This is a genomic window from Evansella vedderi (assembly GCF_030813435.1).
Classification (GTDB): Bacteria; Bacillota; Bacilli; order Bacillales; family Salisediminibacteriaceae; genus Evansella; species Evansella vedderi.
Genome location: NZ_JAUSUG010000002.1, coordinates 227,003 through 249,928, shown reverse-complemented (window position 1 = coordinate 249,928; position 22,926 = coordinate 227,003). Strand labels below are relative to the sequence as shown.

The window sequence follows — 22,926 nt, the reverse complement described above, 5'->3', positions numbered from 1 at the left end:
GCAATTTATATCATAGGTTTTTACAAATGGATGATTAGGAAATAGAAAATTAAACAAAATCTTTATTTTTATTTTTATTTTGTAGTGTTGTATAATAAATTTTGGAAAAGTAAGATGTTATTATAGGAAGTTATTTAGTACCTTATGTTAGAGAAAATTTTTGTGGGTGGGAAAAAAGTAATTAAAGAATATGGAACCTTAGTGGTAAGTGTGGAAGAAACCTTTTACACTTACCACCAAGGACATTAAGTGGAACCGTGTAGGTACTTAAGTAAAACTTTCTAGTGAATCACAGAGGATAAATATTTCCAACTCTTTCATAGTAAGGATCCTTTCTTACTGTATGTTGCTGTTTTAGACGATATCACTTATACCAAGAGAGGGTCCTTTTTACATATTATGCTTACAGAGGACTTTATACTAGCATTGGTTACGATATGAGCAGGAGCGAATACTTTTATGCTTATGGGTTAATTGAGCACGACGTAAACATTAATAGCAATGTGGACTTTGTAAAACCCTCTTTGATAGATCGTCACGGTCACCTACCGATCTATCGCTTCTTTACAAACAGTGGAAAGTAGCTTGAATTTGTTATCAATGAAATTAATACGCTTTTAAATGATTATGAATCTTCTGAGATTTGTATTGTAGCTAAGGAGAAGCGGTTGATAGAGAGTGCTAGTGTAGGTTTAGAAAAAGCGAATATTCCTTGTAAAATTTTGAATACATCCACACCGAATTTTGAATCGAATAAAGTAAAGTTAGTGACGATGCATTCTATTAAGGGATTAGAATTCAAAGTAATTTTTCTGAAAGGATTAAATGAAGGTATCATTCCAAATGAACGAATGTATGATATGGATGATCAGGAGACGATGGATTCGGAGGAACGGAAATTGCTTATGTAGGGATGACAAGGGCAAATGAACTCCTTTACATGTCTTCCGTTAAGAAGCCGTCGAAATTTATCAAGGAAATTAATAATGAGCACCTAAGGATGAAAAGAGATTGTTCCTTAAGGCCATTTCAGTCCATTGGTATTCAAGTTAACCAAGCAAGTGATTGATATTAGTTCAAAGGAAGAAGTTATCCGTCAATGGTTGTTGAAGGAGTTAATGAATACATATGGCTATCCTTTGGAGCTTATCCAGTTGGAGTTCCCTGTACAGCAATTTTCCAAAAGGAGATACGAGGGTATTGCTGTTAGCATCTATGTTGAACGGTGAATTGGATCCCGTATATCTTTGCTGAGATCAAGCGATTTGATACTGGTATTGAAGATGCTACTGCACAACTAATTTCCTATATGGAAGCTGATCCCTCTGTTCGTTTAGGGATTGTCACCGATGGTTTGGAGGTGAAGTGTATCGACCGGCAAGGGGAAGTGCTCAACGATCTTCCCAAGTGCCGGCCACAGTTTTTACCAGAAACGAAGGATAAGAGACTTTACATGAATTTAAAGAACGGGAAAAAATATATTTATGCAACGGAACTGGACGATAGTGAGAATGTGGAGATTTATGACTCGGAAACGGGGTTGTTCGTGGAATATGACTTGAAGTCTAGTATACCTCTTATTGGGAACGGAGTAGCAGTAGTTCCGATTACAGCAGACGAGTAATATGAAAGTATGATTACTTTACCAACAGACTGGATGCTTTCCCATAAAGACACCTTTGCCTTAACCGTTACGGGTGATAGTATAATTGGTGCGGGCATTGATAAAGGAGATAAAGTCATCGTCAACAAACAAAATACCGCCTCCAACGGTGATATTATCATTGCCATTATTGGTGAGGAACTTCAACTTGCTTTTGGCAATGAATATGAAGTAGATGCCCGTGCGATTAAACGTGATTTTGACTTATTAAATAATGACTCCTTTGAAATAATGGAGAATAAAGGGAAGTTTGGAAAGGTGCTATATAGTCATCAATCTCGGTTGTTTGAGACCTATCAATTACGATTGTTGATTGACCCTATTCTTTCAGCAAGGTTTATTACTAACGAAGAAAAGTACATGTTGATTAATAAGTTAAAGAAATTAACAAGTAAACACATAGCGAAGTCCCTTCCAGATCCCTTAATATATAACCAATCCATTAATGAGAATTATCAACTGATTAAATTACATATTGATAAAATTCACCGTGCAATTAATGAAGAAAAGTTTATTACCTTTCAGTATGGTGAATACAACGTGAAGAAAGAGTTTTGTTTACGAAAAAATGGAGAGTATTATGAATTGAAAGCTTATGCACTTATCTGGGAATCGGACTTTTATTATTTAATTGGCGAACATGTAAGGCATGAAAATTTAAGCCATTACAGGCTAGATCGAATGAGGAATATCCAATTAACAGACAATAAATTTATTAAACAAAGGTTGGATATAAGTGGCTATGTTCAGAATACGTTTCAAATGTTTGGAGGAGAAGATAGCTGGATAAAGATCCAATTTTCAAATGAACGGTTAGTGAATCCAATTATTGATAAGTTTGGGTTAGAGGCAGACATAAAAAAAGGTGACGATGGCTCTTTCGTCCTTTCCACGAAGGCAAAAATTAGTAGGGGTTTGATTAATTGGATTCTAAGTTGGGGGGATCAAGCAAAAGTTATTTCTCCTCCTCATTTAGTGGATGAAGTCCAGGAAATTGTTAATGAAATGAAAAAAAATTATAACAATAACTAGGGTATGCCATTTTTGGCATACCCTTTTTGGCATGATGAAAGAGTAAGTTAATCGTGTCGTCTTTTAACAAATTATTCTTGGGGGTGCACAATGGGTAATCGTAAATGGTATCTTTCAACTTGGTTCATTAGTATTTGGTTTGTGTTTTCCTTTTATATTGTTCCTTTTATTGTTGGATTAGTGTTGTTGATATTACAAGTAGTGGAAAGTAAGAAGATTAAAAAGGAATGGGAGGAAAGTGGCTTTGGTGATGTTGTGAAGGCAAGAGAACAGCAAGAAAAGCTGTTGAAGGAAAATGAAAAGATTCAGAAGGATATTGGTTCTTACGAAATAAAGCTTAACCATCTAAAGGAAGAATTGCGGAGTAAAAAGGATGAAATCGTTATTTTAGATGAGGAAATTTTAAGTCAATCCTTTGGGTTTTATGAGCCTAAATATGGCTTTGAGAATTCCGAGGAATATAAAAATCAGTTGGACATAATCAGAGAAAAACAGAAGCAGATGGCTTCCACTAAGACGGCTACTAATCATTCTAATAACTGGACGGTGGATGGAAGTAAGAAAAAGGGAGAGGCTCTCAATAATGACAATATTAAAATGGTGGTTCGGGCTTTTAACAATGAATGTGATGCTGCCGTTGTTAAAGTAAAGTTTAACAATGTGGAAGCCATTGAGAAAAGAATTAGAAGTGCCTATAGACAATTAAATAGCTTAAATAAGAAGAACCGGATTGAAATAAAAGAGGAGTACCTGAGTTTGAAACTGGATGAGCTATATCTTGCATATGAATATCAAGTGAAAAAAGAGGAAGAGAAGGAAGAGCAGAGAAGGTTGAAGGAGCAAATTAAAGAAGAAAAACGGATTCAGATGGAAATAGAAAAAGAAAAGAAGAAGCTTGAAAAGGATGAGCAGCATTTCAACAATGCATTAGTTCAGTATAAGAAACAGTTGGAAAATGCTACAGAGGAAATGAAAGCAGAAATTGAAGCTAAAATGGCAGAGATAGATGTTCAACTGGCCAAGATCAATGAAGAGATGAAAGTGGTTGATTATAGATAACAAAATGCAAAGGCTGGGTATGTTTATATTATTTCAAACATAGGTTCCTTTGGAGAAGATGTCTATAAAATTGGGATGACTCGCCGCCTAGAGCCCCTAGATCGGGTTAATGAGTTAGGTAATGCTTCTGTACCATTTAGCTTTGACGTTCATGCCATGATTTTTGCAGACGATGCACTAAAGCTAGAAAATGCACTGCACAAAGCATTTGAGCATGCGCAAGTAAATAGAGTAAATCCTAGAAAAGAATTCTTTAAAGTGTCACTTGAAGAGATAGCTAATACGGTAAAAGAAAATCACAATAAAACAGTAGAGTTTACGAAACTCGCAGAAGCAGAGGAGTACAGAAAGTCCCTACAGATAAAGAAACAGTTACAGTCTGCATAACATACTATTTATCACCCCCAATAGATCCGTTTCGTATTATTAGAGGAAAGATTTCCTATGAGACAAGGGTACAGGTACGACGTCCTGGTGGACTGTGTGGGTGATGTGAGACAGTGAAACCTGTCCCATTATTCCTGATGACAATGGTGTCATAAGGAGTATGAGATAACTAAGGTACCAAAACAAAAGGGAGATGGTACCTTATGAAAACATGGGCTCAATTGTTTGTGCGACATGGATTTAAGTTGGAGGAACAGGATGCAGGTGTGTTTGACTGCCGTAAGGAAACGGAAAGGAACATGACGTTTCTACTGGAGTGCTTAGAAAAGGGGCAAGCGAACGTTAATTATGTAGCTTCGTTGCAGGAATTAACTATAACGAGCGAACCCCTGATGGAGGAAAAGTGGATTAGTATACTAAATTTTAAGTGGCGTGGTCGTGGAGAAGGATTATATTTCAGTGCCGAAACGGAGGAACCGGCCATCTGTGAACTGGATACCTTTATCGCTGGTATCGTAAGGCAACTCAATCGCCTCGGTCTTCATACGAATGGGAGCTGTGATGGGCACGGGAGAAACGCTGCAAGTATTTCTATGCTTAGGGAGGACGAGGTGGAAGTTACCACGAAAATCCTTTTAGCTGCAGGGGTGAAAAAAGTGGTCACCCGTGGAAAGAACATTAGGCTGCTTGTGTCAAAAAGGGAGCAATTATTGGATGTGGCGGAAACGTTGTCTGTCATTCAAAAGGATTGGTTAGGAGAAGATGTAAGTTATATTCGACAACAGTTTTTTTACCAAAGCCTTGAGGAGTTGTTATCTATTGACGGTTGTAGCGGAGAAGAAGGGGCAGTAAGGGAGTACATCCTCAGCAAGCTTCATGGTCTTGTTGACCACGTATCCGTAGACCATAATGGGAATGTCCTTTCTCAGAAAACGTACGGCAGTGGGACTGGACCTACCCTTCTCTTAAATGCCCATATGGATACGGTGGATTGCTTTGCTCCTGGGCGTGTCATTGTAAAAAAGGGTGCGGAATGGTCCAGTAGTGAAGGGATCCTCGGTGCAGATGACCGTGCCGGAGTGGCTGTTGTGTTAGCGATGGCAGATTGGCTAGAAGGAACTCGGTTTAATGGGAAGGTAAAGTATATTTTTACGGTGGAAGAGGAAGTGGGTCTAGTAGGGGCCAGTGGCGTCCATAATTACTTCCTCTGGGATGTGGATGCAGCCATCGTCGTGGACAGACGTGGTACTGGTGATATTGTAGTCTCCTGTGGCGGTTACCTCCCCTTCTGCCATGAAAAATACGGGGAGTTTCTAGAAAGTGTCGCCGTTTTGAAAGGGTTGGAGGGCTGGAAAACGACAGCTGGTGGAAGTAGCGATACACGTGTTTGGGCGGAGCATGGCATCCAAAGCGTGAATCTTTCCGTAGGCTATCAAGGAGAGCATACGGATAGGGAAATTTTAGATGTGGAAGCTTGCTATAAGACATTAAAGCTCGTCCAAGGAGTATTTCAGGAGAGTAGAGAGCTTCAGAGGGTGTTGAGGCGGATTAAGATGCTGGAAACAATGAAAAGGCGTGGAACGAGACTAGTAGATAAAGAGATAAAGTAAAGGACAGTAAATTCGCCGTCTTCATAGACAGGTTGATTTTGGATGAACTGGTTAAACGGGGGATTAAGGAGGGCACTGAAAAAGGGCGTTTTTTCCTTTTTCAGTGCCCTCGAATTAAGGTTAGGGAGACTAGTATTTCGTTTTTTTCTCAATGGGAAAGATGTTTAGGGGTATTTACTCCTAAACATCTTTTTATCCAAAAGGAAATAGAAGTATCTGTGGCGAATGAATAAACCGTGGGTTAGACAAGGGGACAGGTACGGCGTCCTAGTTGGACTTTGTGAGTGCTGTGAGACAGTGAACCTGTCCCCTTGTCCCCGGTTAAAGGGAGGGGTCGTTAGTTGAAACGGATGCGTGAATTATCGGAAGAGGAATTGCTAGAATTAGAGTCTGAGTGGTGGGAACGGGAAGATGAATCCAATCTAAGCTGGATCAATGAGGGAGTACATCTTTTCGAGAATTTATCTAGGAAAAATCAACGGGATATAAACTACCGGGAAATGCTTGCTTATCTGTTACTACAGCAAGGGGAGGACATGAAGCTTCGGCAACATGCTTACGAGAAGGCTTTAAGAGTAATTCAAAGGGTAGTTCGTTTAGATACGGATAATGCACGGGCCTATTATCGTTTAGGATTTCTTTATTTTTACAAAGAAGCTTGGGCGTTGTCTATTGATTCTTTTCAACAGGCATTAAATTGCAGACCACTGGCATCAAGGAATCGGTTAGAGAAAGAGCAGGAAATGAAAGCACACCATTATATAATGAAGGGTGCTCAGATGATTCTAAATGAAAGCCTACAAAAGGTTAGTACGATTCCTTCCAGTGACTTGGAGTTATTTGGTGAAATTAAGTTATTAATGGAGGAATTAAAGGAAGGATTGGGAGAAAGGGAGAAGCCATATGTTCTTACAGTGAATGGGAAAGAACAGCGTTATTTAACGGAGAAGGAATATGAGGAACTCTCTGATCCTTATGAGAATGAGAACTGTCTTATTTTTAATCAGTTGCATATTCAGAATACACTTATTTTGTTAAATGACCAGGATATTCAAATTACCCCCAAATATGTAACATTGTTAGAATTGATTATGCAACACCCGGAAGGAATTTCTGTTGAGGCTATTCTTCAAAGGAAGTTTCGTAATTCCAAGAATCCTCAAAACAATCTAAGACGTGCCATTGGCAGGTTGCGACAACGATTGGAGCCTATTGATCCTCACCGTGAGCTCATCCAAACTGTCGATGGTGGCTACAAATGGAATTGTCAACGGGAATATCGAATGTTTAAACATACTAGAGATGTTAGCTCCGATCTGCTTCTGGATTAATCCAGAGGCTTTTTTTGTTGGTGACAGGTGTGTCACCAACCTTGTTTTATACTAAGTGTAACAAGAAGAGAGGATGATGGAGATGTTAAAGAGAAGCATTGAAAAGTTGATGAGGAAAGTAAATACAAGGAATGTGAGTATGCTAGATAGAAACATTCAAATTGTTTTGACGTATTTCGGCTTTGGTTCACAAGTTTTTCCAACATTGGATTCCGTAGCGGAAGAGTTTGGCCTTAGTTCTAGAGAAAGAGTTCGTCAAATAGTGAGTGATAAGTTTGTGAATAAGATCAATCGCGAGGAATTTCTTGTTCGATTCAACATCAGTCAGGTGATGGAAGGAGAAGAAATACATTTTACGGATGAATTGATTGGAAAGCTAATGGACCAGAAGGTAATCGAGGAAAAAGTTAACATACGGGGCCTGATCAACTTGCTTCACGCCTTCCAGCTCTGTGAGGAATATGAACTGTATAATACATCCATTAACAAGGCTACTAAAACAGAAATTGAAAGCATGGAGCAACTACTTCTACTAAAAAAAGAATACGAAAGACCTCTAAAAGCGAAAGTGAAGACGTTAAAAACCTTACCTGGTCAGCACGGATTGGTTAATTTACACGATGTAATGGTAGTAAATAAGAAGTTTTCGGTGGAAGATTTCCCCTTCTATCAAAAACTTCTTCGTAGTACAAAAAAAGTATGGTGGTCTGAAAATGCTGAGAATAATTTTGGGTATATGGTCCATGAGCGTGACAACGTGATTATCAATACGTTAGAAAAGATAGTGAATATCACCACTCAAGTAGACCTACACATCTTAGGGGAAATTATCACTGTTTATATTAGTAAACGTTCTTTTCAAAAGAAAATTCCAAGCGTTTCCTTACTGAAAGAGTACCTCTCCTCTTCACCGTATATAGAATTAAACGGCCGTTATGCATCGTTAAAAGTGGAAAAAAGTAGCCTATTAGAGATAGAGAAGGATATCCTCTATTACTATGAAAGAGAAAACAAATCTATTGTTAACTATGCTGAGATTAATGCCTATCTAGAAGAGAAAGGTTATACGAGCTCATACCGTAAAAAGACGTTATACCATTGTCCTTTCATTTATGTTGATAAAACAAAAGGTCGTGGCAATTATCAATTCATTTTGATTACCAACTTTTCCAATAAAGCTGTTGAGCTAAAAACGGCATCACCCTATGAAAGGATGAAAAGTCGATTAAAGCAATTAGAAGGTCAGACAGATGTTACTCAAAGTGTTAAAGGAAGAAAAGAGCAAGATCTTCTTAGAGAATGGTTATTTAAAAACAAGGAAACAGAAGAATGTGCTATTTGTGGAAAGACATTTGCCTGTAGATCCCTTGTGGCAGCCCATAAGAAAAAGCGTGCCAATTGTACAGAGGAAGAAAGAACCGATCCTAATATTGTAATGCCAGTTTGTTTATTTGGCTGCGACTATCTGTATGAAGAAGGAAATATTCGCATCATTGCTGGAACCATTAACGTTCTTCCAACCTCAACATTGCAGTCAACAGAAGAGGAGTATTTACAGCGTTTACACAATAGAAAGATGGACCAACGCTGGTTACAAGGAAGTGACCATTATTTTCAGACAGCTAATCTAAGTCTCGAAGCGTATTCGTGAAGTAACGCTCGTCCCTGCGGGGGATTCGTCTATTGCTTTTACCGCTGGAGTCGCCGCCTTTCACTTCTCCAAGCTCTATTAAAAAAGCAATAAAGTTTGCGAAAAGAGCCTTCATAAAAGAATGACCCGACTTCTTCACCTCTGTAAAAGCAGCTGCACTTTGGGGGAGGGAAACCGTGTGACAGCTTTGTCACTCCCCTTCCTTTATACTGCAAGTATCCAAAAGAGAAAGGAAAGTGATGTTAATGGAAAACACGTTATATGTTTTTGTTTATGGTACATTGCGGGTTCATGAAGGCAATCATTCCTTATTACGTGATGCAAAATGTGTTGCTAGGCATGCATGGACGAATGGTGTTCTTTATGACACGGGGGTTGGCTATCCTGCAATGGCTACAGATTCAATGGAAAGGGTGTATGGTGAGGTATATGAAATCACGAAAGAGCACTTAAGATGCTTGGATCGATTAGAAGGTTTTGCTGGTGATGGAGAGATCAATCATTATGAAAGGATTGATCAAACGGTTTATACCGACCATGGTCCTCTGCAAGCATACGTCTATGTGTACCTTCCACATCAAGTGACGGATTTAGTGGCTATCCCCTCTGGTGATTGGAAGTGCCACCGTTATTTAGAGGAAGAGGATCTCTAATATTTTGCTTATGGATCCTGTATGGATGATAAACGGATGGAAGTGGCTGGTGTGAAGGAGAAGTTTACTATAGTCATAGGGTGTGGTGTGGCTAGAAACTATTCCCTTGCCTATACGCGACAGGCAGCCGACGGTGGCAGGGCAGATATGGTAGAGTCTCATGATTCCGTGGAAGGAAAGGTATATCGCATAGACCAAGATGCCTTACACTATTTGTTTCAACGAGAAGGAGTAAATGCCCACATTTACAGACCTGCGTTCATTGACGTGAAAATAGATGGTCTTTCCTACAAAAATGTAGTAACCTTCCTCGTCATTGACAAGGAAGAAGAAGTGGCACCACCTGCACACTATGCCATGGAAATTCTACGTGGAGCCCAAGACTTTGTTAGTGTCGATTATTACCGTAACTTAAAGAATGGTTTGATGACGAAATTTCAAATGAAATTAGAAGGAGGTCATTTCTAATGGCAACTTTTACTTCGCAAATTTTAGTAGGTAACGCTCATCCATACGACGGTGGAATCTATGGAATTACCCATTTCTTGTATTTATCGGAGAACAGTCGACCCGCATGGATTTTGCAAGGGGCTGGTGATGCTAGGAAAAGAAAAGTGACATGGATTCCTACTCTGGAAAATATGCTGGGGGATGCCCTTTTGATGGTAGGATTATATGTGGTTAAGGACGAGACATTATTAAAAATGAAAGAGAAGTACTTTCATAATGAAAACAGCGAACACATTGAATTGTATAGAGATGTTAAACCTGAGCATTTAGAGGAAATGTATGACCGCTGTCGCCAACTGGAGGATAAAAGAAAGTTGATGTTTTCTGTATTTGCCGGTTCATCTATTGAAAAACAATTACCCACATTAAGAAAATATCATTTTGATATAGAAGTTTGTCTCTCCACTTACCGGAAAGAGTATTCTGTATGGAGCGGTAAACAAGAGGAAAGGGGAGATTTATAGTTGGCGAAATAGGCTGGAACCATGGGGTTAAATTAGGTTAATGAATGAGGAAGGATATTTAAAGGTTATAGATAACAAAACAGCAGATGAGCTATATAATCCAAAGATGAATAAATTCCTCCGACCAAGTACCTTATTCGGACCAAAGTTTGCATCATACTTAAATGAAGAGCCAGTAGAGGTAAAGAAAACGGAAACGGAAACGGATTTTGATTTATACCTAAAGGGATTGTAGGGAAATCCTACAGCCTTATGGCTCTGTGTGTATTTCCCCCACTGATATTATCTTTACTCCAGTTTGATCAAAATATTTTTACGATAAGTAGAAGGGTTAATACCGAAATGGAAGGTAAATTGTTTCGTAAAATAAAAAGGACTTTTAAAGCCTACATCACTAGCGATCTCCGTAATAGAAAGGTTTGTAAATTCTAGTAATCTTGCAGCATGACGAAGCCGCATGGCTAGTAATGTAGCCATGATAGTGTTCCCTACTTGATCTCGAAACAAATGAGAAAGGCGGGATGGGGATAAGCAAACCTCTTTAGCTAAAGAATCAATGGTATGGTGCTCTTTCAGTCTATCACTTAAAATATGCATTACCTTTTGAACTCTAGGATCTAATTTAGTGCTATTCTGTAACCATTGATTAGTTGTAAGAAGAATTTCTTCAAGGGCGTTCATGGACAACTCCAATGAGAATGCCTCAATACCACGATTATCACGGATCATGCGTTGGAAACAGCCGATGATTCGTTTTTTTAATTCTGTTTCATTAATGGAAGTAAACAAGAGCCCTTTGGTTTTATCAGGAAGATTAAGGAGTTCGATCCACGATGTCCTTGGTAAAAAGTGAGCCCAAACAAATTCCCAATGATCATTGTTTGTTTCGTACTGATGGACAATATCTGGTTTAAGTAGGGTCATGTCTCCCGCTTTTACTATTTGTATATGGTCGTTAAGGGTAAACTTGCCTTCCCCTGATAATGTGTAAGTTATTAGCCAATTCTTTGCCCCTGCGGTTCGGATAACCTCATAGCCTCTAGGCTGATAAAAGTGATCGCATATTAGAACACCTGGAGAAGGAATATTATCAGCAGGATTGTTATGGTTTTTAGTCATTAAATGTATTCAACTCCCTTTCTTTCCTCATTATAATTAAACTATTATAACGGTTCAATATATTGAATATTAAGAAAGCAGGAGGGCTTAATATGACAAATTATATCATTACAGATGAACAAAAAGAAACATTTGAAAAGGACGGATATTTAATTATTAAAGGATTGTTCTCACAAAGGGAAATTGAACAATTAAAGGGACACTTTATGAAATTGCATGAAAACGGACCAATCCCTGGTCATTTCACACCAGTATCGGAAGAGGAAGCGAAGGGTGACATCTTAAAAATGTATCCTCGACTGATGCATCCACACAAGGTAGATAGCCTTTCTAAGAAATACATGTTGGATAGGAGAGTGTTTAGTGTCCTATCTAAGCTTCTTGGTGAGGAACCGCTAGCGGCACAAAGTATGTTCTATTATAAGCCGCCCGGTGCTAAAGGGCAGGCTCTTCATCAAGATAACTTTTACTTGAAAGTGGAGCCAGGAACATGTATTGCCGCCTGGACTGCTATCGATCAAGCAACGGAAGAAAATGGTGGACTCTATGTGGTACCAAACTCCCAATATAGTGAGGTGCAATGTCCCCATAGGGCAGACCCAGACAAGTCCTTTACTCGTGAAGAGGTGGATGTACCAGAAGGACTAACCCCAGTTCCTGCTAACCTAGAACCTGGGGATGTCCTGTTCTTTAATGGGAATGTTATTCATGGATCTTATCCAAATGAGTCAAAAGATCAATTCCGCCGATCCTTTATTTGTCACTACACTGGGATTTCTGCCACGAAAATAGGAGAATTTTACAAGCCTTTATATACACAGGATGGAACAGCTTTTGAAAGCATAGAAACCAATGAATCAGCAGGACCATGTGGTACAGAATTTGCAGAGGAAGCTAAAATGGGATAAGGGAAGTAGTTTTTTTCAGGGCTTGTCACTACCCGAGGATCAACTTGATTAAATTTCTTCCCCTTCTAATATGAACCCCTTGTACAGAAGAAATGGGTCAAGCGAAAGGTTGTCCAAATTAATGGGAAAATAAAGTTCTATTAGAAGACGATAAAGGAAGTTGGGTATTAAAAAAGAAGGCTGTTTTCGCAAACTTTGTTGCTTTTTTGAAAAGCTTGAAGAAGCGGAAAGCGTCCTTCTGTAGCGTATCCAAGCCATTTTATATTCTCCAAAAACAACAAACATTTAGAAAATACCCAAAAAGAAAAACGTCATTAGCAAAGAGCCACAATAAAAAATACTAAATCATGATGGTATTCTCATCATGATTTTTTGTAATTGGGGCCAGGCAATTGTCGATTAAGACGTTAAAAAGCACGACTAATTACTTGCCCTTTATATTCTAGTGCATCCACTGCTCTAATTCGTTGAACCTCACTTAACTCGGACAAATGCGCCCATTTATAGTCAGAATGCTCATGACTAAGTTTTATTTCTGCGCCTTCAGGAAGGGAACAGCGAAAAATCCCAACTTGAGCATTAAGTTTACTATGATAATAGAATCCTGTTAAGATTGCATCTTGTACTTCAACGCCAAGTTCTTCCCGACACTCCCGGTATAATGCTTCGTGTATCGTTTCCCCAACTTCCACGCCGCCGCCAGGCAAACTCCATCCTAAATCTCCGTATGTACGTTTCAATAAAAGCACTAGTCCCTCGTTGTTCACGATGATGGCGTGGGCACCCACAATAAAAGTATCATGAAAAGTCATATTACCGCCTCCAAAATCTATCATTTTACATTCCCTTTAACTTCTTACAAAGCTAAGCTCCTATTGAACTTATAGTACCATAAGTGGAAGTAGATGATTTTGTAATAAGTTTTTGGTCAAATACTGCAACCCCATATAGCCTCTTACTTCCACAACAAATTCGACACATCCACTAAGATTTCTAGAAATGGTCATTTAAGAAAATGCTACGATTAAACTCCTTTCAAAACTTATGGAAGCTGAAAAGGCAATAAAAACTGGAGATGAGTGGCTAACTGAAGAACAAGTTAAGGATGATCTGGGAGTTTAACGAGTAGGTATAAGTTGAGAATTAACCCTGTTGCTAAACAAGACTTGTCTGAAATCAAGGAATATATTACCAAAGAACTTGACAATTCTAAATACCAGCAATAAAAGTACGACCTCTGACCTGCTAATTTCAGATAAATCAGCAGATAGAGGCCGTAGCTCCATTTCATTCAATGCGGTCGTTATAAAGGATCAGGGGCAAAGACACCGTAGTAAATAGGATGATTTACTTCAAACCTGTTAATGTAATCCCCTTGATAATATGTCGTTGTAACAAAAAGAATACGAGAATTAAAGGTAGTGCAGTAATCGTCGCACCAGCCATGATCAACTCCCATTGTGATTCAAATTCACCTGAGGCGAAGAAGGAGAGACCTACTGGTAACGTAAATATTTCCGCAGACTCTAACACGATTAACGGCCAAAGGAAAGCATTCCAGTTACTTAAGAAGGTAAAGATACATAGGGCAGAGATGGCCGGCCACACTTGCGGAATGGCGATCTTCCAAAAAATCTTGAATTCTCCCAAACCATCTACTCGCGCTGCATCCAATAAATCGTCTGGAATACCTTCCATGAATTGCTTCATTAAAAAGACACCGAATCCAGTCATCAAACCTGGAAACAACAGACCCCAATAATTATCCACCCAACCGAACTGGGAACTCATTAAATACCAAGGAATGATGAGCATTTCCGTAGGTACCATTAACGTACTTAAAATGGCAATAAAGATAATGGTTTTTCCAATGAATTTGAATTTGGCAATAATATAGCCTACCAGTGTATCGAAAAATGCTACACTGAGCGTCGTGACGACGGCGATAATGATACTGTTGATAAACCACTTTCCAAACAGCGTGTCCTGAAAGATTCTTAGGTAGTTACCGAAAGTTGGGTTTTCAGGGAAGATACTTAACGTATAAACGTCCAACGCTGTTTTGAGGGAAGTGGAAACCATCCAAACAAATGGAAAAATCATGATAACGGAGCCTAAGATTAATAACGTATATGCAATAGTAGATTTCATTTGTTTACTCATGATTCACACTCCCCTCTAGTAGTCAAACTTTCTTGATAGGACCTTCATTTGGAAGATCGTAATCGCAAGGACAATTAAGAATAAGATAACCGTCGCTGCAGAGGCTAACCCCATGCTGTATTGACGGAAGGCAAGCTGATAAATATAAACGACGATCGTAATGGTTGAGTGCAATGGTCCACCAGCTGCGTTTACACTCATATTAACGACCTGGGTAAAGGATACTTGGATAAAGTTAATACTTCCAATTACCACCGAAAAGACGATGGTTGGATTTAATAGTGGCAAGGTAACTGACTTGAACTTGTGCCAACTGTTTGCCCCGTCCACTTCCGCTGCTTCATAAAACATTTTCGGTATATTTTCTAATCCAGCCAAGAAGATAACCATTTGGAAACCAAGGGCTTGCCAAACCATGGTACCGATGATGATGTAAATGGCTTGATCAGGAGAATTCAAAAATAGTTGGGGAGGAATCCCAATATTGACGAGAAATTCATTTATAATTCCATTGTTCATAAATAGCCAGCGAAACACCCAGCTTACAGCAACAATACTAGTTACATAAGGAATAAAATAGATGACTCGGAATACACCTACAAATTTGTTTATCCGTTGTAATAATAGTGCGATTGCTAAACCAATGACTACCTGTCCCGATACACCAAAAACAATGAAAATAAGCGTATTCCATAAGGACTTTCGAAAGACGGGATCTTGGGCAAGGGCAACGTAGTTCTCCATGCCAACAAAAGGTTTTTCCGGTGATAAAATATTCCATTCTCGAAAGCCGATATTAAAGGTATAGAGAGTAGGGTAGAATCGAATGGTGATATAGAAAATTAATGGTAATAGTAAGCAGGAATACACAAACAAGTATTTACTTTGTTTTAAGGTCAATCTGGACTTTCTTTTCTTTGGTTTAGGTTTTAATGGTTGACTTGTAGTTGTTGTAGTCGTTTCAGCCATTAGATTTGACCTCCTAGTTAAAGAGGCTGGGAAAAAAGTATATAATAAATCCGAACAAATTAAATGTAGGTGCAATCTACCCGCTTCGGAAATATACTTCGCTTTCCGCGGGCGGCTGGTGAGCCTCCTCGTGCTAACGCACTGTGGGGTCTCACCTCTGCCTCTGCTCCCGCAGGAGTCTACGTATATTTCCTCCGCTAAGGTAGTGCATTGTTCGTATTTCCGATTAGACACTTTAGTTATGTCCCAGCCTCGAATTCATTTTTAAATTTGACCTCGATTAACGGTTTGCCCAGTAGTTGTCAAATAACTTTTGAGTTTCTTCTACGAGCTCTTCAAATGCTTCCTCCGGGGATACATTTTGTAGAAGGACTCTGTCTACGGCTTGGATGACAAGGTCACGCTCTTGGCTTTCATCTACGAAGAAATGGGCGTTCGCATATGGTAGCTGCTCCATAAATGCACCGTAAATTTCATGGTTTAAATACTTATCTTGCAAAGCAACACTTTCTTTTGCTGGTAATTCTCCAATCTCATCTAACCAGCGTTCCATCACTTCATCCGTTGTTAAGAATTGCAGGAATTTAACAGCTGCATCTAGCTTCGCGCCCTCAACTCCAGAAGTAATACCATTGCTCCAGAACGAAGATTGAGTGGAGCGGTGATCCTTCATTGGAAGTGGGGCAGTAGCCCATTCAAAGTTTGGTGCATCGTTTTGCAATGTACCAATACGGAAAGAGCCATCCACGTTCATGGCTGCGTGGCCTGTTCTAAAGGCTGTTACGTCATCTGTGTAAAAATCACGCTCCGCAACGCCATGAGTTGTCGGGAAGTCTAACCAGTATTTGAATGCTTCCAGTCCAGCAGGAGTGCTGTCCCAAAGAATTGTCTTTCGATCATCACTTAAACCTTGACCACCAGCTTGATAGAGTAGAGCATCACGGAACCAGTGGTGACCTTGCTGGCTTGGTTCCCAAGCCATACCAGCTTGCTGCAAACGGTTGTTGTTGTCACGTTTCGTTAAAGCAATAGAATATTCCACTAATTCATCCCAAGTAGTTGGTGGTGAGTCTGGGTCAAGTCCAGCCTCTGCAAATAAATCTTTGTTATAGAAGAGAGCCAATGTACGTACAGCTGTTGGAATCGTCCAATACTCCCCATCTAGTTTTACCGCTTCCACCATTGGGAAGAATTCTGATTCAATTTCATCATGTGGGAATGCATCTTGCGGTAGTGGCTGCAAGTAACCGGAATCTACATATCTAGGAACCCAACCGTAGAAAAGGTTAATAACATCTGGACCACGTCCAGCAGGTACTTGTGCAGCAACTCGTTCGTTGTATTGGTCATATGGGAACGTTGTATGTTTTACTTTAATTCCTGGGTTTGCTTCTTCGAATTCCTCAATTAACTCGTCAATGAGTTTTACTTTAGAATCGAAGTGGTATTGCCAGTATTCAATTTCAACAATTTCCCCTTCTCCAGCTGATTCTCCATCGGAGGTTCCTTCTCCGCTGGAGGAGTCGCCACCATTATCAGATGTGCCACTATCGCCCCCAGTATCACTGTCTCCGCCACATGCTGCAAGGAGTAAAATTAATGCAAGAACCAAAACATGTAAAAAGCGCTTTTTCATTTTCTACTTCCCCCTTAGTTTTTATTATTCACACATAACTCAACTTCCTTTTCCAGTTTACTAGAATAGTTGTTGAGGTTATGGAGAGTAACCGTAACCCAATTCTGATTATCTTGTAGTACTTCCCATGCTTCGATCCTCTGCCGTTCCACCTCAGAAGGGGAAGGGCCACCTAAAATATTGCGAATATTTACAAAATCTAAGGCATCTGTTGCTTGTTTATATTCCTCATCCGTTAAGGAGAGTAAGAGGTTAAATTTCTCTCTAGCAATGATTCTTACTTGTTCGGCATTTCCATCGGTGATGCCTTGAGTATTACTTACCAATTCATTTACAAGATCACTAACAATCGCGTGGGCCTTTCTGAAGGAAACATGATGCTTTCGTACTAAGACGTCTGCTAGCTCTGTCACCGTGGAAAAGCCGGATTGTGCATTTTCATAAAGCGTTTCCTTGTTAAAGGAACATTCCTGCAATATTTCCGATAGCATAATGAGAATATCGTTTGTATCGTTGTATCCAGATAGGAGGGATGGCTGTATGTCATCGCCAATGTCCACAATATCTCCTAAGGGTACGTTATGGGCAATGATGGTCGCCCCCTGTAATTTACCTAGTGCTTTGCTGATGGATGCCCTGGTGTGTTCTAACGCTGATGGGTTTCTTTTCTGCGGCATTATACTTGATGTTTGTACATGTTTCTCGTGGAGTCGTAAGGTGTTTACTTCATTTGTTGTCATGAAAATTAAATCAAAGACAAAGCGTGAAATAGTAGATAAGGATATGGTAAGAACGCTGCTCAATTCCAACATAAAATCTGATGCGGAAATGGCGTCATAGGAATTACTCATTGGTCTTTCAAATCCTAATCGATCACTCATGAATTGACGGTCAATAGGAAAGCCCGTTGTAGCTAGGGCTGCAGCTCCCATAGGGGAGTGGTTCATTCGCTCATATAAAGCGATCCCCCGTTGTACATCCCGCCGTAAGTTATTTTCCACAGCCATCAAATAATGGGCTAACGTAGTCGGTTGTGCTTGCTGATTATGGGTATGTGCTGGCATCACTGTAGCTTTGTGCTCAGCAACAAGTTCGAGTATTGTTACCCGTAAATCATTTATTTTCTCGATCCATTTGGCGAGCTTTTCCCGCCAAAACATGCGGAACATGGTGGTGTCCATATCGTTACGGCTGAAGGCAATGTGCATGTTGCCCACAAGATCGGGACCAATTTCCTCTGCAAGATCCGCCTCCACCATGAAAAATAAATCTTCAAAGCTAGCATTATAGTTTTTGGAATACCCTTCTTTATAAAGTTCGTATGTAGCTTTTAGGATCGTTTCAGCCTCATCTTTTGGAAGAATGGACTGCTTTTTTAACATCAATACATGGGCTAAATTAATTTCCATAATATGATTATAAAAATGATTCCTCGTAAAGTTGTAAGTAGGCTCTAAAGTTGTTTCAATGTAATTCTGTGACCTTGTTACAGACATTTAGACTACCCCTTCATCTTTTAATAATGATTCATGTTCCCGTAAACAAAGAGCACCAGCTCCGATGATGGAGAGGTTATCAAGCTTTGTTGTGGAAATCTCCGTTTGTAGTGGAAGGTGTTTTTCTAATACCTTTTCAACCTTTGGTAAGAACCAATCTCCAGATTTCGAAATACCCCCGCCTAAAATGACATATTGAGGGTTAAAGATACAAATGACATTCACGAGTGCGTAGGCGATATGATCCACTGTTTCTTCAATAACCTCACTGGCAAGGGGATCATTCTGTTTTGCATAGTCAAAGATACGTTTTGCTGTTAGACGCTCCCTTTTTAAAGGGTGGTCATTGGTGGTAGCTTTCAGTTTTCGTTCCATCCGTTTGACGATGGAAGGTCCACCTACATGACTATCTAAAAAACCATAACCGTCAAAAATATCATCGTATCCTTCCTTAGCCTCGTTTTTATCTGTGATCATGTAACCAACTTCACCTGCGGCATAAGAGGCGCCTCGATAAAGCTGACCGTTCACGATAATCCCACAGCCAACTCCAGTACCTAAAGTAATCAGGATGATATTTTCCGCATCCTTTGCTTTCCCTTTCCATTGTTCTCCTAGTACCGCTACGTTTACATCATTATCCACGTAAACGGGGAGTTGCAGTTGCTTTTCCAACTCGGACCTTAGTGGGAAATTAACCCAACCTAAGCTAGGTGCCTCAATGACAATACCATTTTCCGTATCAGTGATGCCTGGTGCCCCGACACCAACGGCCATTACTTTGTCAGAAGCGAGGCTTTCTTTTTGAAGTAACCCTTTAACGGTATTGCAAATTTTACTTAGTAAATCTTCTTCCTTTAATGCCACTTGTGTTTCAAATCGATCTAAGGCGAGGATGTCTCCGGCCATATTGAGAATACCGATTTCTACAAGCGTACCTCCAATATCAATGCCTATCATATAATGGGCACTATGGTTAAAAAATAGGTGGATAGGCTTTCGGCCACCAAGGGAACTAGCCACAGCACTTTCTTTTTCATAAAGCCATTCCTCTGCGATTAATTCATCAACGATGGCAGAAACAGTAGGTTTACTTATGGATAGGGCGGAAGAGATCTCGGCTCTTGAGGTCTCGCTGTTATCCCTAAGGTACTGAAGGATTTTCTTCTTGTTCAAGTGCTTCAAATAATTTGGTGTGTTCGTTCTAGTTTGCTTCATAAACCTGGCCCCTTGAATAGTATTCGTTCAGTTTTTAGTTAGTTCGTAAAGGTTCCTTACTAACTGATTCTATAATATTTCTATTGTTTGGATTTGTCAATGGATTTATCAGAAAATTTAGATCTCTATTTTTCGATCAATTTTGTCAATTAAAACGATATGTGCGATATGTAAACCAAGTTTATCCCCAATCAGCAAGACGTTCAGTCCAAAAAAAGGGGGCCAACCGTCCAAATGGAAACGATAAAATGGTTGCCCCCTTCCTCTATTTTTCCTAGGTTCTATTCTTCAACATGATGCAATGGATAGCTTAATAGATTCGTGAAGAGACGATAGCCACCAGGAACTTGACCTTGTACCTGTCTATACCAAACGAGGTTTGTGAGCATATACGTTCCTTCACCGTATTCTGCCATTAAGATACCACTTACGAAAGGATCTTCCCCTGGATCCGCCATACTAATAAACGTTTGATAGGAATCGTCCCACTCCATAGGGAAGTAGAGGGCGCGCTCCTGAACCCAATTATCCCAATCGGCTGGTCCAATGGTATTCGGGAAGTTAAACAATGGGTGATCCGTTTCGTGTACCGTCACTTCGCTGTCCACCTCAATGTAGGTTACTTCCGCGTGTTTATCTGTTACTCTCCAACGAATGGAAGGAGTACCTATTCTCATAGGATAAGGTGCATGGGTCTGCCCATTGAATCCATCGTTTGGTGTATGATATTGCACCACTAAATGACCACCCTGTTCCACATACTCCAACAGTCGATCGTTATTTTGAGGAAGGACATTGTTTCGGTAAGCACGGATTCCTAACACGATGGAATCATATTGGGAAAGGTCTCCAGAGATAATGTCATCCTCCGTTAGCTTCGTTAAATCCATGCCGATGTTAATCAAATAATCGGCGATTTGGTCAAAGCCACTTTCAAAGTATCCAACCTTTAATCCTTCTGGGATCTCTAGTTCAAAGGCAACCCCAGAAGCAGAGGATTCATATAAATAATAAGACTTTTTGATGTGTTCATAGTCAATATTTTGTACGGTAGTTGCAAAGGTTAACCCATCGACTTCTACTTGACCAACTACTTCAAAGGCTTCAGGAATTGTATCACCAGGTGTTACCGTAAAAGTGACGACCTCTGTATCCCCTTGATTTTCAAAGTGTATTTCATCCACAGAAGCGGTCGCGGACCAGCCTTCAGGAATTTCTAAAGAAGGATTCGCTGTTGCAGACCCCGGTAAGTAATTTGTTAATACCATTTCCACGTCAATTTGATCCGGAATATCTAATAGGTTGATAGAAATTTGACTAGGATTGAAATCCACGGCAACGTGAGGAAGGACCGCAACAGTGTCCGTCGGCTTCACGGAATAAGAAGCCGTAGCCTTACCAACATCGTAGCTAACTTGGGCCGTAAGAACGGAGTCCACATATGGATGGAAAAATGCTTCATCCGCAGGAACGTGAACCTCAAAACTTACACTTCTTTGTCCATTCGGTTGTAAATCACTGCTGGTAACAGAACCGTCTACTACCCAGCCATCTGGAACATTTAATGCCACATCCAGGTTGGAGAGTGTATTGTCACCATTGTTTTCTAAGTAAACAGTTACAGATGAGCTGCCATCCCTAGTTAGGGTTGGGTTAGCCACGTCCACCACCACATCTAAGGAGGAAGCTACTCTACTTACTTTTGTAAGCTGGTCAACCTTTACGTCGAGTTTAAATAATAGGTCCGATTTTAGTTGTTCGTTTAGCTTGCTTTTTGCAACCTTATCCTTCGCCTTTGCTACTTCATCTATAGCAGCATGTGCAGCAATGAGAGCTTGCGCACGGGAAGGATATTGATCGATCACATGATCCAGGGCACGTTGAACATTTAACAATGCTCCACGTACTTGATTATCACGACCTGCTAGCTGTTGTGCAGTGTCAGTAAAATTGAAATCTAATCCATCAAAAATGGAGTCTTCCTTTTCAGGAATAGGATTAACAGACGCGATTAAGTCTAGGTGAACATAACGTGGCTCCACTGGGAGATCCCGTCCCATCCCTTGGCTCTTGTGTAAGTAGCGGGAATCCTCCCCAAGCTGAGCATAAGTCTTCCCGTAAACAGGATCGATTTCATTACCCACTTCGATGGAAAGGGTAGCATTATTGTTGTTACTAGCTGGTAAGTATAATTTTTTCGCTTGCCATGGCTCTAAGCCCTCTTCTAAATGCTCAGGAAACACAGTAGGATCAGCTGCATCTTCGAAGGCTCTTACCGTAAGAACCGTCATGGTACGATGATGGCCATGTTCTGTGTTAACATCTAGGAAGGAAGTGAAGAGAATTTCTGGTCTGTATAAACGTAATTCTCTAATTAACCTCTCGTAAGTAATTTCCTCTGTCCATTCATTCAACGTTTCTTCTACAGTCTTGGAAAAACCAAAGTCGTATATCGGATCACTTAGGTCCTTACTTAGCATAATTAGATCCACATTGGCGATATCGGAAGCTTCGATAAGCTCTTCAGAACGGATAATTCCGAGACCATTCCCAAGCTCATGTCCAATTTGGTTTTGCCCACCTTCCCCGCGATTGGCAATAAGGCTTCCCGTACGAGCCCCTTCACCTAGTGACATGTAGGTTAATAAATGGCTTCTTTCATCATCAGGGTGTGCCCCAGTGTTAATAAAACTAGTAGTTGTACGTAACGGGTGGATTACTTTCCATAACTCTTCATCGTGATCAAAGGCAGACGGTTTGGAAAATGGCTGCACAAGCTGAGAAACCATAACGAAAGAGAGTAGTGCTAACGTCAATATTTTCTTCACAATAAACCCTCCAATTTATTAGTTTATGACAGGTCCTGTTGAGAAAAACGTATGGTTCACCTCCCTTATTTTAAATAATTACTCCCTAGTATTGGGGAAGGTTAGTAAGGCTTACTTACCAACCTCCCTTTAAAATATACATAAAATTTTGAATATTTTAAAGGGTATAAATTACTAAAATGGGAAAAAAAGTAATGAACCTATGGACTAGTTATTTGATGAAACAGAT

21 protein-coding genes and 1 pseudogene are annotated in these 22,926 nt (G+C 39.9%); 14 read left to right on the top strand and 8 right to left on the bottom strand.

The genetic code is table 11. The features are described from left to right. Nucleotides 1–668: 668 nt before the first annotated feature. The 13 genes and pseudogenes from J2S74_RS03500 to J2S74_RS03440 all read left to right on the top strand — a co-directional run bounded on the left by J2S74_RS03500 (nucleotide 669) and on the right by J2S74_RS03440 (nucleotide 10,595). Nucleotides 669–911 (top strand): 3'-5' exonuclease, encoded by a 243-nt coding sequence (locus J2S74_RS03500; protein ID WP_307321879.1) that lies wholly within the window; start codon nucleotides 669–671, stop codon nucleotides 909–911. A 126-nt stretch (nucleotides 912–1,037) separates the two neighbouring features. Further along, the gene (locus J2S74_RS03495) at nucleotides 1,038–1,229 is read left to right on the top strand and encodes a type I restriction enzyme HsdR N-terminal domain-containing protein (RefSeq protein ID WP_307321876.1); all 192 of its coding nucleotides are present in this window, start codon (nucleotides 1,038–1,040) and stop codon (nucleotides 1,227–1,229) included. Beyond that, a complete protein-coding gene (locus J2S74_RS03490) occupies nucleotides 1,226–1,624 on the top strand; it encodes a type I restriction enzyme HsdR N-terminal domain-containing protein (protein WP_307321873.1) in 399 nt (132 codons plus the stop codon). The genes J2S74_RS03495 and J2S74_RS03490 overlap by 4 nt, the downstream gene beginning before the upstream one ends. Nucleotides 1,625–1,633: 9 nt before the next feature. Further along, complete coding sequence (locus tag J2S74_RS03485; protein WP_307321870.1) at nucleotides 1,634–2,695, top strand: S24 family peptidase; 1,062 nt, start codon at nucleotides 1,634–1,636, stop codon at nucleotides 2,693–2,695. Between the two features lie 90 nt (nucleotides 2,696–2,785). Then, nucleotides 2,786–3,754 (top strand): SNIPE associated domain-containing protein, encoded by a 969-nt coding sequence (locus J2S74_RS03480; RefSeq protein WP_307321867.1) that lies wholly within the window; start codon nucleotides 2,786–2,788, stop codon nucleotides 3,752–3,754. Nucleotides 3,755–3,781: 27 nt separating this feature from the next. Then, complete coding sequence (locus tag J2S74_RS03475; RefSeq protein ID WP_307322301.1) at nucleotides 3,782–4,141, top strand: GIY-YIG nuclease family protein; 360 nt, start codon at nucleotides 3,782–3,784, stop codon at nucleotides 4,139–4,141. Between the two features lie 203 nt (nucleotides 4,142–4,344). Beyond that, entirely contained in the window at nucleotides 4,345–5,751 is a 1,407-nt protein-coding gene (locus J2S74_RS03470; RefSeq protein ID WP_307321864.1) for a M20/M25/M40 family metallo-hydrolase, read from the top strand. 350 nt (nucleotides 5,752–6,101) lie between these two features. After that, complete coding sequence (locus tag J2S74_RS03465; RefSeq protein WP_307322299.1) at nucleotides 6,102–7,082, top strand: winged helix-turn-helix domain-containing protein; 981 nt, start codon at nucleotides 6,102–6,104, stop codon at nucleotides 7,080–7,082. Nucleotides 7,083–7,164: 82 nt separating this feature from the next. Next, nucleotides 7,165–8,733, top strand: a complete 1,569-nt coding sequence (locus J2S74_RS03460; RefSeq protein WP_307321861.1) for a hypothetical protein — start codon at nucleotides 7,165–7,167, stop codon at nucleotides 8,731–8,733. Between the two features lie 245 nt (nucleotides 8,734–8,978). Then, nucleotides 8,979–9,386, top strand: a complete 408-nt coding sequence (locus J2S74_RS03455; RefSeq protein WP_307321858.1) for a gamma-glutamylcyclotransferase family protein — start codon at nucleotides 8,979–8,981, stop codon at nucleotides 9,384–9,386. A gap of 12 nt (nucleotides 9,387–9,398) precedes the next feature. Then, nucleotides 9,399–9,854, top strand: a pseudogene (locus J2S74_RS03450) (gamma-glutamylcyclotransferase family protein); the annotation flags it as partial. Further along, complete coding sequence (locus tag J2S74_RS03445) at nucleotides 9,854–10,360, top strand: hypothetical protein (RefSeq protein WP_307321855.1); 507 nt, start codon at nucleotides 9,854–9,856, stop codon at nucleotides 10,358–10,360. The pseudogene J2S74_RS03450 and the gene J2S74_RS03445, both read left to right, overlap by 1 nt. Nucleotides 10,361–10,400: 40 nt before the next feature. Beyond that, nucleotides 10,401–10,595, top strand: a complete 195-nt coding sequence (locus J2S74_RS03440) for a conserved phage C-terminal domain-containing protein (RefSeq protein ID WP_307321852.1) — start codon at nucleotides 10,401–10,403, stop codon at nucleotides 10,593–10,595. A gap of 53 nt (nucleotides 10,596–10,648) precedes the next feature. Here the strand turns inward: J2S74_RS03440 and J2S74_RS03435 are convergent, their stop codons facing one another. Continuing rightward, entirely contained in the window at nucleotides 10,649–11,479 is an 831-nt protein-coding gene (locus J2S74_RS03435) for a helix-turn-helix domain-containing protein (protein WP_307321849.1), read from the bottom strand. A gap of 92 nt (nucleotides 11,480–11,571) precedes the next feature. Here J2S74_RS03435 and J2S74_RS03430 point away from each other — a divergent pair, with 92 nt between their 5' ends. Continuing rightward, nucleotides 11,572–12,387, top strand: a complete 816-nt coding sequence (locus J2S74_RS03430; RefSeq protein WP_307321846.1) for a phytanoyl-CoA dioxygenase family protein — start codon at nucleotides 11,572–11,574, stop codon at nucleotides 12,385–12,387. Nucleotides 12,388–12,794: 407 nt separating this feature from the next. Here J2S74_RS03430 and J2S74_RS03425 read toward each other — a convergent pair whose 3' ends face one another. The 7 genes from J2S74_RS03425 to J2S74_RS03395 form a co-directional block, all read right to left on the bottom strand. Continuing rightward, complete coding sequence (locus J2S74_RS03425; protein ID WP_307321844.1) at nucleotides 12,795–13,199, bottom strand: NUDIX hydrolase; 405 nt, start codon at nucleotides 13,197–13,199, stop codon at nucleotides 12,795–12,797. Between the two features lie 535 nt (nucleotides 13,200–13,734). Then, on the bottom strand, nucleotides 13,735–14,550 hold the full coding sequence (locus J2S74_RS03420) for a carbohydrate ABC transporter permease (protein ID WP_307321842.1): 816 nt from the start codon (nucleotides 14,548–14,550) through the stop codon (nucleotides 13,735–13,737). Between the two features lie 15 nt (nucleotides 14,551–14,565). Next, the gene (locus tag J2S74_RS03415; protein ID WP_307321839.1) at nucleotides 14,566–15,519 is read right to left on the bottom strand and encodes a carbohydrate ABC transporter permease; all 954 of its coding nucleotides are present in this window, start codon (nucleotides 15,517–15,519) and stop codon (nucleotides 14,566–14,568) included. Between the two features lie 280 nt (nucleotides 15,520–15,799). Then, the gene (locus tag J2S74_RS03410; RefSeq protein WP_307321836.1) at nucleotides 15,800–17,155 is read right to left on the bottom strand and encodes a sugar ABC transporter substrate-binding protein; all 1,356 of its coding nucleotides are present in this window, start codon (nucleotides 17,153–17,155) and stop codon (nucleotides 15,800–15,802) included. 14 nt (nucleotides 17,156–17,169) lie between these two features. Beyond that, nucleotides 17,170–18,651: an argininosuccinate lyase gene (gene argH, locus J2S74_RS03405; protein ID WP_307321833.1), complete on the bottom strand. Its 1,482-nt coding sequence runs from the start codon at nucleotides 18,649–18,651 to the stop codon at nucleotides 17,170–17,172. Further along, nucleotides 18,652–19,869 carry an ROK family transcriptional regulator gene (locus J2S74_RS03400; protein ID WP_307321832.1) on the bottom strand — a complete coding sequence of 406 codons (1,218 nt, stop codon included), beginning with the start codon at nucleotides 19,867–19,869 and terminating at the stop codon, nucleotides 18,652–18,654. It abuts the gene before it with no gap. Nucleotides 19,870–20,150: 281 nt separating this feature from the next. Next, on the bottom strand, nucleotides 20,151–22,697 hold the full coding sequence (locus J2S74_RS03395; protein WP_307321829.1) for a PIG-L family deacetylase: 2,547 nt from the start codon (nucleotides 22,695–22,697) through the stop codon (nucleotides 20,151–20,153). Nucleotides 22,698–22,926 lie beyond the last annotated feature (229 nt).

What these genes read in the sequence shown, in the direction of transcription:
- J2S74_RS03485 (WP_307321870.1), top strand. Translation starts at nt 1,634, where the DNA reads ATGATTACTTTACCAACAGACTGGATGCTTTCCCATAAAGACACCTTT.
- J2S74_RS03480 (WP_307321867.1), top strand. Translation starts at nt 2,786, where the DNA reads ATGGGTAATCGTAAATGGTATCTTTCAACTTGGTTCATTAGTATTTGG.
- J2S74_RS03470 (WP_307321864.1), top strand. Translation starts at nt 4,345, where the DNA reads ATGAAAACATGGGCTCAATTGTTTGTGCGACATGGATTTAAGTTGGAG.
- J2S74_RS03465 (WP_307322299.1), top strand. Translation starts at nt 6,102, where the DNA reads ATGCGTGAATTATCGGAAGAGGAATTGCTAGAATTAGAGTCTGAGTGG.
- J2S74_RS03460 (WP_307321861.1), top strand. Translation starts at nt 7,165, where the DNA reads ATGTTAAAGAGAAGCATTGAAAAGTTGATGAGGAAAGTAAATACAAGG.
- J2S74_RS03455 (WP_307321858.1), top strand. Translation starts at nt 8,979, where the DNA reads ATGGAAAACACGTTATATGTTTTTGTTTATGGTACATTGCGGGTTCAT.
- J2S74_RS03445 (WP_307321855.1), top strand. Translation starts at nt 9,854, where the DNA reads ATGGCAACTTTTACTTCGCAAATTTTAGTAGGTAACGCTCATCCATAC.
- J2S74_RS03440 (WP_307321852.1), top strand. Translation starts at nt 10,401, where the DNA reads ATGAATGAGGAAGGATATTTAAAGGTTATAGATAACAAAACAGCAGAT.
- J2S74_RS03435 (WP_307321849.1), bottom strand. Translation starts at nt 11,479, where the DNA reads ATGACTAAAAACCATAACAATCCTGCTGATAATATTCCTTCTCCAGGT.
- J2S74_RS03430 (WP_307321846.1), top strand. Translation starts at nt 11,572, where the DNA reads ATGACAAATTATATCATTACAGATGAACAAAAAGAAACATTTGAAAAG.
- J2S74_RS03425 (WP_307321844.1), bottom strand. Translation starts at nt 13,199, where the DNA reads ATGACTTTTCATGATACTTTTATTGTGGGTGCCCACGCCATCATCGTG.
- J2S74_RS03420 (WP_307321842.1), bottom strand. Translation starts at nt 14,550, where the DNA reads ATGAGTAAACAAATGAAATCTACTATTGCATATACGTTATTAATCTTA.
- J2S74_RS03415 (WP_307321839.1), bottom strand. Translation starts at nt 15,519, where the DNA reads ATGGCTGAAACGACTACAACAACTACAAGTCAACCATTAAAACCTAAA.
- J2S74_RS03410 (WP_307321836.1), bottom strand. Translation starts at nt 17,155, where the DNA reads ATGAAAAAGCGCTTTTTACATGTTTTGGTTCTTGCATTAATTTTACTC.
- argH (WP_307321833.1), bottom strand. Translation starts at nt 18,651, where the DNA reads ATGTCTGTAACAAGGTCACAGAATTACATTGAAACAACTTTAGAGCCT.
- J2S74_RS03400 (WP_307321832.1), bottom strand. Translation starts at nt 19,869, where the DNA reads ATGAAGCAAACTAGAACGAACACACCAAATTATTTGAAGCACTTGAAC.